The following is an 11,865-nucleotide window of genomic DNA, read 5'->3' on the forward strand; positions in this document are numbered from 1 at the left end:
TTCATACAGGAAAACAAGCCCTTAAATTCAGCCTCAACCAGGGAGTGGGATGGACAGTGAACAAGCAATCGTTTATCAAAGGAACATTAATCTTACTAGCTGCAGGCATACTGAACCGTATCCTCGGTTTCATTCCCCGCATCGCCCTGCCACGAATCATCGGTCCGGAAGGCGTTGGCATTTACCAGCTCGGTTATCCCTTCTTTATCGTTCTTGTTACGATCATTACCGGCGGAATTCCGCTTGCCATTGCCAAAATGGTCGCCGAAGCGGAAGGCGCCGGAAAGCGGGATGCTTCCAAGCAAATTCTCCAAGTCAGCCTGATGCTGACGCTGACAGCCGGAACGCTCTTTATGGGATTGAGCCTGCTGCTGGCTCCTTGGGTCACGGGGGTCCTCCTGCCGGACGAGCGGGTGTTCCAGACCTTCATCAGCATGACGCCCATGCTTATTATCATCGCGGTCTCTTCCGTATACAGGGGCTACTTCCAGGGCAAACAAAACATGATTCCCTCCGCGAGCTCCTCCGTCATCGAGACGATCGTCCGAATCGTATGCATGCTGTGGTTTGCCCATCTCCTCATGCCTAAAGGCATCGAGTACGGAGCGGCTGGAGCAATGCTTGGCACTGCCGTAGGCGAACTGATCGGGATGGTTGCCCTGCTGCTGCAGTATGCCGGCGAAGAGCGCCGAAACGGCAAGCTCCTGCCCAAATCGCCTCCTCCGGACACATCCGGGTTAAAAGAATCAGCGGATACAACCCGAGGGATTCTGAAGCGGCTGGCAGGAATCGCGATTCCGGTCACCGGAGGCCGAATGGTAGGCTCCTTCTCCTACCTGCTTGAAACCATTCTTACGAACCGCAGCCTTGCTCTGGCCGGCATCGCTACAACCGTCGCGACCGCCCAATACGGCGCCCTTCAGGGGATGGTCATACCGCTGCTGCTGCTTCCGGGGGCGCTCACGGTATCACTCGCCATCTCCCTGGTTCCTTCTCTCTCGGAGGCCTCCGCGCGTAATGACCGGGTGACCATACATAAACGGATGAACCAGTCACTTCGACTGGCTCTCGTATCAGGCGCCCCCTTTGCCGTTGTTATGTATGTCCTGGCCGAACCGCTGTGCCTGCTTCTGTACGATAACCGGGAGGTCGGAACCATGCTTAAAATAATGGCTCCCTTCGCGCTGTTTCTTTACGTGCAGTCCCCGCTACAAGCAGCGCTGCAGGCGCTGGATCGGCCAGGAAGAGCCCTTGTCAACACTTTGATCGGAGCCCTGATTAAAATGAGCCTGATCGTCTATCTGGCATCCAATCCGGCCTTCGGCATCAAGGGGGCGGTCATAGCCATTCTCGTGAACAGCGTTGCGGTCACCGTGCTGCACGGCTTCAGTCTGTCCCGGCTGATCGGATTTCGCTTCCGTTGGCTCGATTACATCAAAACGGCGGCCGTCATGCTGATCATGGGGGCTTCGATTCTCTATGGATATAACCATCTGCCGTTTAGTACACAGCCATGGCTTCAATTTCTTACGTCCGTTACCGTAGGCTTCGCCGTCTATTTGGCCGTCATCTTTATGACCAGACTGGTGACGCCGCGCGATCTGGAGCGCGTTCCCGTGGTGGGAGCTTGGCTCAACCGCAGCAGCCGCCGTTAATCCTGCTCTTTCCCGTCGAGGTAGATCCGTCCCTTATGATCAATGGAGCAGAGGAATACATCCTCGAAATCGTTAAAACCATACTTTCGGATTTCGCCTTGGAGCCATGGCCGGTTTTTGTCGATGAGCTTCAGGTTTTCATCTTGCACCTTTCCGTCCATGATCAGCGGGATCGGCATCCCTTCATAGGTAACCTTATGGTAAGGAATATCGATAATTGCCTCTTGTGAAGCACTGCGGGTGGACATGGTTTGCCCGTTGCCGTTACCAGAGGAAGCACCACCGGTGGAGGTGGAAGAGCCGCTGCCGGAACTCGAAGGGTTGCTGTTGGATCCGGAAATGCCCTGCTGACTGCCACCTACGGAAGCCTCCGCATCGGACCTGGAAGCCGTGCTGCTGGATCCAGAGCTGTCCTGCTCGCTGCCGGACACGACAACCCCGCCCTGATCATCCGAGCCTGAGGAGCTGGCCGAGGAGCCTGCTGCATCCTCTTTGTCTTTAGGAATAATGGTTAGCTGACCGGTCGTTTCCAATATTGCAAACTCTACATCGGCCAGGCTGTCTATATCCTTGCCGCGAAGCTGCTGCATCAGATCATCCAGATTGTAGCGGAGCCTCGCCATCTCCTTGCGGTGAAGCTTCCCCTTGGATACTAGGATGCTAGGCTTGCCGTCAGCCAACAGACGGATATTTCGAAATTTTAATCCAAGATAGGCCAGCCCCACTTGAATCCCAACGAGGACGATAATCGGGGCGAGACCTTCCCAAATCGGCTTGTTGACATCCTCCAGAACAAACGCTGCAATCTCTGCAATCATAATCGAGATGGCAAGATCGAATATGGACAGCTTTCCGATCTCTCTTTTTCCCATAATGCGCATCGTCACAAAAATAACCGCATACATCAGAATCGTCCGCAGTATCAGAATCGTAATATGAGACATAATCAATCCCTCCTAGCTGGTCGAACATTCTCATGTACAGCTATTCTGACCTTCGGCATCCATTCCCATTCGAAGATTGACGATTAATTAATGGCAATCTTACAAATATCGAATTTGGCGGTTTCCGTTGTACTATCTGACCAGGCTTGGCCATACAATATTTACTAATAGAGGTTGTTCAAAAAGTCGTCTTTTGATCACGCAGTGAATCAAGAAGTACCCGGCATCGAATCTTGAATTCGGCCGGGCCTTCCGATGCTCACGTACCCAAAACTAGCAGATGCTTTCGAAGACGTTTTCTGAGAAAACGTGTAGCTCCGCTCCTCAGGCCCTAGCTTTATCTAACCTAAAGCGTTTTGAAAAAACGCACTTCGGAAGCATAAGCTTCGGTGCTGAAAAACCGACTTTTTGAACTCGCACTAATATATTCGTTAAGGGGGAACGATTCATGGAACCGATCCGGCGAGTATTCACCTTTCGCGTTACCAATCCCATTCTTTCAGGTCTTTTGTATTCATTTTTTTGGATGTTTCTTGGCGCGCTGGCGCTCTCCCTCCTGCTGTGGAGCAGCGGCTTGACGGAAGAGGATTTATCGTTCTACACCTTTCTCGTACATGCTCTTTCCGCGTTTATCGGAGGCTGTGTTGGCGGAAAGCGTGCAGGAAACAGAGGCTGGTATTACGGCTGCTTAACCGGGCTTCTGTACGGCGTTACGCTGCTTGCTATCGGATTCCTTGCGTTGGACAGCTCGCTGGCGCTTGGAGACCTGACCCTGCTGGCCACCGTCTTTATCGCCGGTGCGATCGGAGGCATGTTCGGCGTTAACTTGAAAAAATAAAAGCAAGCAAAAAGGCCGGCTCCAGAATAGAGTCGGCCTTTCGCTTGCAAATCAAGTCCCTCGAAGGACATATGTATGCCTTGAGGATTACGTATTGTTTACACTATGGCTGATCGAATTGCGATCGAACGTCAACTTCGTTACATCATTCACTTTCAAAACGACGATATCATCGGTAATTTCCACAATCGTACCGTGAAGGCCACCGATAGTTACCACTTTATCGCCTTTCTGCAAAGCGCTCAGCATTGCAGTTCTCTGCTTCTGCTTCTTCTGTTGCGGACGAATCAGCAAGAAATAGAAGATGACGAACATCAGAACGAACGGCAGAATCAAGCCAAGAAGACCTCCGCCGCCTTGATTCGGTGCTGCTGCGAGTTGATCAAGCATATTTCTTTCCCCCCCTTCAACGACAAACCCCATGGGTCATTAGCTTACTTAGAAACCTTTTTCATTATCATGAAGGCCGTACTTGTCAAAAAACTCATCGCGGAAATCAAGCAGACGGTCTTCCATAATACTTTGACGCACTTTCCGCATCAGATCGAGCAAGAAATGAAGATTGTGATACGTCGTTAAACGAAGCCCGAACGTCTCGTCACTCTTGATCAGATGACGCAGATACGCACGCGAGTAGTTACGGCAAGTGTAGCAGTCACATTCCGGATCCAGCGGTCCAAAATCCCTGGCGTATTGAGCATTTCGAACGACAAGACGGCCTTGACTTGTCATCGTTGTTCCGTTACGGGCAATCCGTGTCGGAAGCACGCAATCGAACATATCCACGCCACGAATCGAGCCCTCGATCAAAGCGTCGGGTGATCCGACTCCCATCAAATAGCGCGGCTTATTGTCCGGCAGCAGGGGCACCGTGTAATCCAGCACTTCATACATCAGCTGCTTCGATTCTCCCACACTAAGTCCACCAATAGCATAACCCGGGAAATCCATGGAAGTCAAATCAGCGGCGCTTTGCCGGCGGAGATCTTCGTACATCCCTCCCTGGACGATTCCGAAGAGCGCCTGATCCTTCGGTCTGGCATGGCTTTGAAGGCACCGCTCGGCCCAGCGTGAGGTCCGTTCAGTGGATTGTTTCACGTATTCGTATTCCGCCGGGTAAGGCGGACATTCATCAAATGCCATCATAATATCGGAGCCGAGCGCATTTTGAATCTCCATCGCTACTTCCGGGGAGATGAACAATTTGTCTCCGTTTAAATGGGATCGAAAATGCACGCCTTCCTCCGAAATTTTTCTCATTTCCGCAAGGCTGAATACCTGGAATCCGCCGCTGTCGGTCAGGATGGGCCGGTCCCAATTCATGAATTTGTGCAGCCCGCCTGCCTCCTTGACGATCTCATGCCCGGGGCGAAGAAAAAGATGGTAGGTATTGCTCAGAATGATATGGGCATCCATCGCCTTCAGCTCTTCCGGGCTCATTGTTTTGACGGTTGCAAGCGTGCCGACCGGCATAAACGTCGGCGTATCGATCACGCCGTGGGGGGTGTGAACCCTTCCCAGCCTCGCTCCCGACTGCTTGCAGGTTTTTATATGTTCGTACGTAACAGCAGCTGCCATGTCCAACCAACCTCCGAAGTTAATAAATAAACATTGCGTCCCCAAAGCTGAAGAAGCGGTATTCCTGCCGGACTGCTTCACGGTAAGCTTCCAGAATATGCTCGCGTCCGGCCAGCGCGCTTACGAGCATGACCAGCGTCGATTTGGGAAGGTGGAAATTCGTAATGAGCGCATCCACCACGGTAAATGAGTATCCTGGATAGATAAAAATGCTAGTCCATCCGCTGCTCTCGCTGAGAGGGCCTCCCTTATGAGCTTGGCCCACGGTTTCGAGCGTTCGGCAAGACGTCGTTCCTACCGCGATTACTCTTCCTCCCCGACGCTTGGTCTCATTGAGGAGCTCAGCCGTTTCCTTGGAGAGGGAATAGTATTCTTCATGCATGACATGATCCTCAACCCGCTCAACGGACATCGGGCGGAAAGTTCCAAGCCCGACATGCAGCGTAATAAAAGCGATATTCACGCCTTTGGCCTTAATCTCGTCGAGAAGAGCCTCCGTAAAATGAAGTCCTGCCGTCGGAGCAGCCGCGGAGCCTTCATTCCGGGCATACACGGTTTGATACCGGTCACGGTCATCGAGCTTCTCCTTAATGTAAGGAGGCAGCGGCATCTGGCCCAGTTCATCCAGGATCTCCTGGAAAATTCCTTTATAGGTGAATCGAAGCGTCCGAGCGCCCATTTCCCCCTCTTCTTCAATAACGGCTTTGAGCTTCCCGTTTCCGAAGGAGATCGTGCTTCCCCGTCTCAGCTTCTTGCCCGGCTTGACAAGCGCTTCCCAGCGGTCTTCCCCAAGGTTCTTCAGAAGCAGCACCTCAGCTTTCGCACCCGTCTCCTCTTTCTCGCCGAACAATCGGGCGGGGATGACCTTGGTATCGTTAAGAACGAGGGTGTCACCCGGATTCAGAAAACCAACGATATCGGCAAAGGTCCCGTGGGACATCGCTCCATCCTCTTTATTCAAGGCAAGAAGCCGGGAAGCGCTGCGTTCCTTTAAGGGAGTCTGCGCAATCAAACGCTCCGGCAATTCAAAATCGTATAAATCCACATTCATGATCGGTCATTCCTTCGTAATAATCGTGTCGCGGTAATAGTGTTGCAGGATCTGCTTATAATCATACCCTTGATCCGCCATTCCTTTGGCGCCCCATTGGGACATGCCCAGGCCGTGGCCGTTCCCTTTGCCCGTAAATTTAAAGCCAGCCTTGCTGTCAACGGCTCTGGCTTGTCCTTCACCGCTCAAAATAACGGTACCGGCGCCCTTTACGCTGGCGCTTCCGTTGCCTGAGACAACCGTAACGCTCTCTCCGGACGAAACCGTTGATTCTGCACCATTCGCGCTCAATACAGTATAACTTCCGGTCGGTTCAATATCAAACAAGGTGCTGGGCAATCCGTTAAATGCCGAACGGTACACATCCGGGTACTTCACATCCAGCTGCTGGCCATTGGCGTTGACGGACAAAACCCGGCCTGAAGGACCGCGCTCGGTCACCGTCAGCGACGTTATGGCTGAAGGGAGGGCGCTAGACGTCTTCCCTTTCAGCGAAGCCAGCAGCTGCTCGGACGTGAACGGGCCCCGAATCCACGCATAGCTGTTCGATTCCGCCACCTTGTCCAGAACGACCGCCGTATCGCCCGGATTCATTTGGGCTACAGGCTTAGCATCGGATTGAATCAGGGGCAGCGGACGCACATTCGTGTCCTTAGACGTAACGGTCATATAAGGGAGGCCTGCAGCAGTCTTGCTGCCTGTCTCCTTCACGTTATCTTCCCGGACATAGCCCGTGAGCCCGCTGGGCAGAAGAACGTGGTACCACGATTTCAACGCGGCTTGTGCCGACGTATCGCCCGGACTCTCGACTGCCGCGAATACATTGTTGGCATTGCCCCATACCTCTGCAGGGTCAGAGGTCATGCCTCCCGCGTTGGAGGAGAACACCGTCTCGACCAGCTTGCCGTCCTTCATGACGACTTCTCCCTCAGTGGCGTCCACCGCCTGCACGACGCTCGGATACTCGTAGGCCGTACCGTAGTAAGCCTGACTCAGCGTTGTATCGACGACATTGGCGACCTCAAACTTGGTTCCTTGGAACAGCGCATAGGTTCTTGCGGCAACGGCTTGTGCCTTCAAAGCCTCGGCCCCCCATGAGGAAGGCACTTCGGCTCCTACCACCGAATATAGATACTGCTGGAACGGCAGCTCATTAACCAAATACAATTGCCCGTTCTTCTTGCCGATCTCCATCGCTCCGCGGTAAGTTCGGTCGGAACGTTCTTTCACATGGATTCCGGTGCCCGCTGTCCCCGACACCTTGAGCGTGGCCAGCTCACCTGACAGCATAAAGTGCTGAACTTCTTGAGCAGCCGCCAGGTTCAGACCGGCGTCCCTGCGGAGGATCAATCCCGGGGTCTTGGTATTCGTCTCAACAAGGGGATTTGGCGCTGCAGCAGCGGCTTGCTGCTGGACAGCGGCCAAAGCCGATGCATTGGCAGCCTCCCCGACCCAGACCTCATAACCTGCCTGGGTCATGACGTTAAATGCGTCAACGCCGGCAGCAGCATAGGCTGCACGCGCTGCTTCCGCCTGCGCTTCCGTTGCGAAGGAGCCTGCGGACAGATGGAGTCCGCCTCGTACCGAAGGGGTCTGACCGTTCAAATGGGCAGCCGCCGTCTTGGCTGTTCTCGCTGCCGCATCGGATGCAGCCTTCTCCGATGCATACATGCCCGTATACAGCTTGTACACCTTGCCGTCCACAAACAGCATTGGTTTATCGCTCGTTGCCTGCAGCTTTTTGGCGGCTTCGGCAGCCGTTTTCCAATCTGTCGTCTCCAGTACCTTCACCCGGTAAGAATCGACGCTCATGCGCGTTTGTTGGTTAGCCGGTATGCTTGTCATCGCGTCCTGGGCTCCGGCATTGTCTAATGCAACCGTCAGGGCCTCCTCGGATTGCAGGGTAACGGCATTCACTGTGGATCTGTACTGGCTTCCAAGATCCAGGAACATCGCTACCCGAATCGTGTCAAGTGACGGGGCGGCAGCGTGCGCGGCAGGTGCGGCCCAAATGCTTGCGGCAAGAGCAGCTGCCGCCATGCCTGCGGCAGTTCTGCGGAGAAATGACTTCTTCCCCTTTATATTCATGTCTACAAACCTCCTGGAGCTGTAAGGATAGAATGATAAGCTATTGTCCAAAAACTTCTAACGGCGATCCTCCGGAACCGGGATGCCTAAATGATGGTATGCGTTCGGTGTCACGACCCGCCCCCGCGGTGTACGCTGCAGGAACCCGATCTGCAGCAGATACGGCTCGTACACGTCCTCGATGGTCTGGCTCTCTTCGCCGATCGTAGCCGCGATCGTATCCAGGCCGACCGGCCCGCCGCGGAAGCTCTTGATCATGGCATGAAGCATTTTATGATCGATCAGATCAAGCCCCATCGGGTCGATCTGCAGCATTCTCAGCGCTTCCTTTGCTATGTCGGTCGTAATCATCCCGTCGCCTCGTACCTGTGCGAAATCGCGGACCCGCTTCAGCAGCCGGTTTGCAATCCGCGGCGTCCCCCGCGAACGAAGGGCAATTTCCTCTGCGGCATCCCCTAATATTTCGATACCTAAAATGTCCGCGCCGCGGGACACGATATAACTTAGCTCATCCACCGTGTAAAATTCCAGCCGGCTGACAACCCCGAAGCGATCGCGCAGCGGGGCGGAGAGCAATCCTGCTCTCGTGGTGGCGCCTATGAGCGTGAAGGGCGGCAAATCCAGCCGGACCGAGCGTGCGCTCGGCCCTTTGCCGATCATGATGTCCAGCGCAAAATCCTCCATTGCCGGATACATGACCTCCTCGACCGTCCGATGCAACCGATGGATTTCGTCGATAAAAAGAACATCGCCCTCCTGCAGATTCGTAAGAAGGGCAGCCAAATCGCCGGGACGCTCGATGGCGGGTCCCGAGGTCGTACGCAGATTTACGCCAAGCTCATTGGCGATAATGTTCGCAAGGGTTGTTTTCCCCAGTCCCGGGGGACCGTACAGCAGCACATGGTCCAGCGCTTCCTTGCGCATCTTCGCTGCCTCGATATAGATTTTCAAATTCTCTTTTACCTGATTTTGTCCGATATATTCGGCCAAATACCGGGGACGCAGGCTGAGCTCTACCGCCTGGTCCTCCATCATTAAATTCGCAGTAATAATTCGATCGTCCATCTTAAGTTAAACTCCTCTCCTGCAGACGACGCTATTAACCGGCATACAGCTGCTGCAGTGCCCGTTTCATCAATACATCGACCGATTCTCCGCTGCCTATGGAATCCTTAATCTTCAGCCATACTTTATCCAGTTCGCTGTCCGTGTACCCGAGCGCCTTCAGCCCCTCGCGGGCTTCTGTCCAAGCCGAACCGCTTTCTTCCGGCTGCTCCTGCTGCAGGGCGAACAGTCCTGTCGCCATGGCGGCATCGCTGAAGCCGTCCAGCTTGTCCTTCAGATCCAAAATCATGCGTTGGGCGGTCTTCTTCCCGATGCCCGGCAGCTTGATCAGAAATGAAATATTCTCTTGGAAGATGGCCGATACCACATGATCCGGCGAGCCGCCGCCCAATATTCCGAGCGCCACCCGCGGGCCGATGCCGGATACTTCGATGAGCTTGCGGAATAACCGCTGCTCTTCCCGTGTCGGGAAGCCGAACAGCAGAATCGCATCCTCGCGTACATGATGGTGGGTATACACCGTGACGACTCCTTCCATTTTGGCGAAGGCATACGGGTTCGGGCAGAAGATGCGATACCCTACATCATGCACATCCAGCACGATATATTCACTCTCGAGATGGACGACTTGTCCACGTAAAAAATCAATCATTTTCGCAATACCTCGTTTAATCTGGAATTTAACGTATAGGAATGGGCGTGACATATAGCGACAGCAAGCGCATCAGCCACGTCGTCGGGCTTCGGTATGCTCGCAAGCTTCAGGTACATCCTTACCATCTCCTGTACCTGTTTCTTCTCCGCCTTCCCATAGCCTACAATCGCCTGCTTAACCTGCATAGGCGTGTACTCGGCAATGGGGAGTCCCCGCTGAACGGCTGCGAGAATGAGCACGCCTCTTGCTTGGGATACCGTCATCGCCGTCGTTACATTCCGGTTAAAAAAAAGCTTCTCGAAAGCCACGGCTTCCGGCTCATATTTATCAATCAACTGCAGCATGCCCTCATAAACCTGATGAAGTCTTTCCTCTTCGGGCGTATGCGCTTCGGTCTGGATACAGCCGTACTGCACCGGCGACACCTTGCTCCCCGTCTTATCAATAAACCCGAAGCCAGCGATGGCAATCCCCGGGTCAATGCCTAAAATACGCAATACTAACCTCTCCTCTGATGAAGCGAACATATGTATCGTTCTCCCATTATAACAAAAGATCGACCTTTAGTTGAGGAAAAACTTTGAACCTTTTCTTGTGCCTATTTTCACATTGTTACCCTAAGCTTATGATTCCTTTTTTAAGGGAGGCTTCTATTAGGCTTGTGGGCGGATAAATTGCGCTCCGTTCTTGACCGCATGGCCTGCTGCGCGCAACTGAAAAAGAAAAACTGCCCGGTGCAGATCAGCACCAGACAGTTGCGGTGTTGCGGTGTAACAATAGAGCAGCAAAAATGTGGCATTGTCGAAAAACGGTCGACCCGGTTCGCCCGGATTCGCTCAGGAGCTGGGCTTCATCACATTTTCAGCCATATCCCGCGCATAATCACTAAACGTCGACAAGACGCTGTTGTATTCATCCATATCCTGAATCCGGATCCCCTCCTGAAGCTGCTGGATGACATCCTTTGGCAAGGAGGACTCCATCGAACCGATATCTAATTGGAAAAAGGTGCGGAGAACCTTCTCTTCTTCGGGAGGTCCCTCAAACAAAGTTAAATTTCCGCTTGCATCCACGCTCATGTACGCTTGCTTCTTGCAGTTGGGGGAGAGATCGGATACCGTTTGCTCCAGCCAAACTTCCCCTTTGTCATCCAGGCGGCCCTGCCATAATGGGTTTTTATTCATCAGTTCATAGATGCCGTCTGCATTCAGGCGCCCGATATTCTGCTCTTCAACCCCGCATACATAGGTAGTGCGCAGATGTACTTTCTTCTTCCCCTTTGATGCGTTCAGTTCCTGCATAAACTTTCTCTGCTCGGAAGTCCGCTCTTCTTGCTTCTCTTCTTCCATCTGCAAATAATGCATCGTCTCGAGCGCGAGCGGTTTTTCACCGCGGCTATCGGTGAGCAGCATATTCATTTGATCCTTCAGCGTCTGGCCAGACCAAATGAAGATCATGGCCGCTGCAAGGATCGAACTGGACCAGATGGCCCGTCTCCAGCGTCTCCGTCGTTTGCGGAACACTTTTCTTAGGAATTGAAAAACACTCAAGGTTATCCCCTTCTATTCAATGTTTTTCATATTGTGACCGCAAGGCTGCCAAATTATTCAGACATCCCTTGTACCGAAAGTGCGCAACGACAAAAGGACCATCTTCAGAAATTCTGAAAATGGTCCTTGTTTCAATCGGGACGACACGATTTGAACATGCGACCCCCTGGTCCCAAACCAGGTGCTCTACCAAGCTGAGCTACGTCCCGTTATTTAAAATGCCGGTGAAGGGACTCGAACCCCCACGGTTTCCCTCACGATTTTGAGTCGCGCGCGTCTGCCAATTCCGCCACACCGGCGTAAGGATAATCATTAAGTTAATTCATGATGAATGCGCACATCAATCAATGGCACGCCCTGAGAGATTCGAACTCCCGACCTTTTGATTCGTAGTCAAACGCTCTATCCAGCTGAGCTAAGGGCGCAAATGGAGCGGACGAC

11 protein-coding genes and 3 tRNA genes are annotated in these 11,865 nt (G+C 53.2%); 2 read left to right on the plus strand and 12 right to left on the minus strand.

What is annotated here, in order from left to right:
* The first annotated feature begins 56 nt into the window (after positions 1-56).
* Positions 57-1,655 (plus strand): stage V sporulation protein B, encoded by a 1,599-nt coding sequence (gene spoVB / locus J2Z18_RS29520; protein ID WP_210095744.1) that lies wholly within the window; start codon positions 57-59, stop codon positions 1,653-1,655.
* On the opposite strand, the gene J2Z18_RS29525 is transcribed toward spoVB, so the two are convergent.
* The gene (locus tag J2Z18_RS29525) at positions 1,652-2,599 is read right to left on the minus strand and encodes a DUF421 domain-containing protein (RefSeq protein WP_007133168.1); all 948 of its coding nucleotides are present in this window, start codon (positions 2,597-2,599) and stop codon (positions 1,652-1,654) included. The genes spoVB and J2Z18_RS29525 overlap by 4 nt on opposite strands.
* Before the next feature lie 448 nt (positions 2,600-3,047).
* On the opposite strand from J2Z18_RS29525, the gene J2Z18_RS29530 reads away from it, so the two are divergent.
* Positions 3,048-3,437 (plus strand): TIGR04086 family membrane protein, encoded by a 390-nt coding sequence (locus J2Z18_RS29530; RefSeq protein ID WP_007133167.1) that lies wholly within the window; start codon positions 3,048-3,050, stop codon positions 3,435-3,437.
* 87 nt (positions 3,438-3,524) lie between these two features.
* Here J2Z18_RS29530 and yajC read toward each other — a convergent pair whose 3' ends face one another.
* The 11 genes from yajC to J2Z18_RS29585 all read right to left on the minus strand — a co-directional run bounded on the left by yajC (position 3,525) and on the right by J2Z18_RS29585 (position 11,849).
* Positions 3,525-3,827 carry a preprotein translocase subunit YajC gene (gene yajC, locus J2Z18_RS29535; RefSeq protein ID WP_007133166.1) on the minus strand — a complete coding sequence of 101 codons (303 nt, stop codon included), beginning with the start codon at positions 3,825-3,827 and terminating at the stop codon, positions 3,525-3,527.
* 48 nt (positions 3,828-3,875) lie between these two features.
* Entirely contained in the window at positions 3,876-5,015 is a 1,140-nt protein-coding gene (gene tgt / locus J2Z18_RS29540) for a tRNA guanosine(34) transglycosylase Tgt (protein ID WP_007133165.1), read from the minus strand.
* Positions 5,016-5,034: 19 nt separating this feature from the next.
* On the minus strand, positions 5,035-6,066 hold the full coding sequence (gene queA, locus J2Z18_RS29545) for a tRNA preQ1(34) S-adenosylmethionine ribosyltransferase-isomerase QueA (protein WP_007133164.1): 1,032 nt from the start codon (positions 6,064-6,066) through the stop codon (positions 5,035-5,037).
* 6 nt (positions 6,067-6,072) lie between these two features.
* Positions 6,073-8,154, minus strand: a complete 2,082-nt coding sequence (locus J2Z18_RS29550) for a SpoIID/LytB domain-containing protein (protein ID WP_028404990.1) — start codon at positions 8,152-8,154, stop codon at positions 6,073-6,075.
* 57 nt (positions 8,155-8,211) lie between these two features.
* The gene (gene ruvB, locus J2Z18_RS29555) at positions 8,212-9,219 is read right to left on the minus strand and encodes a Holliday junction branch migration DNA helicase RuvB (protein WP_077569201.1); all 1,008 of its coding nucleotides are present in this window, start codon (positions 9,217-9,219) and stop codon (positions 8,212-8,214) included.
* A gap of 34 nt (positions 9,220-9,253) precedes the next feature.
* Positions 9,254-9,871, minus strand: coding sequence for a Holliday junction branch migration protein RuvA (gene ruvA / locus J2Z18_RS29560; protein ID WP_210095745.1), 618 nt, complete (start codon positions 9,869-9,871; stop codon positions 9,254-9,256).
* On the minus strand, positions 9,868-10,371 hold the full coding sequence (ruvC, locus tag J2Z18_RS29565) for a crossover junction endodeoxyribonuclease RuvC (protein ID WP_210095746.1): 504 nt from the start codon (positions 10,369-10,371) through the stop codon (positions 9,868-9,870). The genes ruvA and ruvC overlap by 4 nt, the downstream gene beginning before the upstream one ends.
* A gap of 339 nt (positions 10,372-10,710) precedes the next feature.
* Positions 10,711-11,424, minus strand: coding sequence for a BofC C-terminal domain-containing protein (locus tag J2Z18_RS29570; RefSeq protein WP_007133158.1), 714 nt, complete (start codon positions 11,422-11,424; stop codon positions 10,711-10,713).
* A 135-nt stretch (positions 11,425-11,559) separates the two neighbouring features.
* A tRNA-Pro gene (locus J2Z18_RS29575) sits at positions 11,560-11,633 on the minus strand.
* Between the two features lie 10 nt (positions 11,634-11,643).
* Positions 11,644-11,723: transfer RNA gene (locus J2Z18_RS29580), tRNA-Leu, on the minus strand.
* A 49-nt stretch (positions 11,724-11,772) separates the two neighbouring features.
* Positions 11,773-11,849 (minus strand) — tRNA-Arg (locus tag J2Z18_RS29585).
* Between the last annotated feature and the right edge of the window lie 16 nt (positions 11,850-11,865).

The organism is Paenibacillus lactis (genome assembly GCF_017873605.1).
In the GTDB taxonomy this organism is placed as follows: Bacteria; Bacillota; Bacilli; order Paenibacillales; family Paenibacillaceae; genus Paenibacillus_AQ; species Paenibacillus_AQ lactis.

What these genes read in the sequence shown, in the direction of transcription:
- J2Z18_RS29525 (WP_007133168.1), bottom strand. Translation starts at nt 2,599, where the DNA reads ATGTCTCATATTACGATTCTGATACTGCGGACGATTCTGATGTATGCG.
- J2Z18_RS29530 (WP_007133167.1), top strand. Translation starts at nt 3,048, where the DNA reads ATGGAACCGATCCGGCGAGTATTCACCTTTCGCGTTACCAATCCCATT.
- yajC (WP_007133166.1), bottom strand. Translation starts at nt 3,827, where the DNA reads ATGCTTGATCAACTCGCAGCAGCACCGAATCAAGGCGGCGGAGGTCTT.
- tgt (WP_007133165.1), bottom strand. Translation starts at nt 5,015, where the DNA reads ATGGCAGCTGCTGTTACGTACGAACATATAAAAACCTGCAAGCAGTCG.
- queA (WP_007133164.1), bottom strand. Translation starts at nt 6,066, where the DNA reads ATGAATGTGGATTTATACGATTTTGAATTGCCGGAGCGTTTGATTGCG.
- J2Z18_RS29550 (WP_028404990.1), bottom strand. Translation starts at nt 8,154, where the DNA reads ATGAATATAAAGGGGAAGAAGTCATTTCTCCGCAGAACTGCCGCAGGC.
- ruvB (WP_077569201.1), bottom strand. Translation starts at nt 9,219, where the DNA reads ATGGACGATCGAATTATTACTGCGAATTTAATGATGGAGGACCAGGCG.
- ruvA (WP_210095745.1), bottom strand. Translation starts at nt 9,871, where the DNA reads ATGATTGATTTTTTACGTGGACAAGTCGTCCATCTCGAGAGTGAATAT.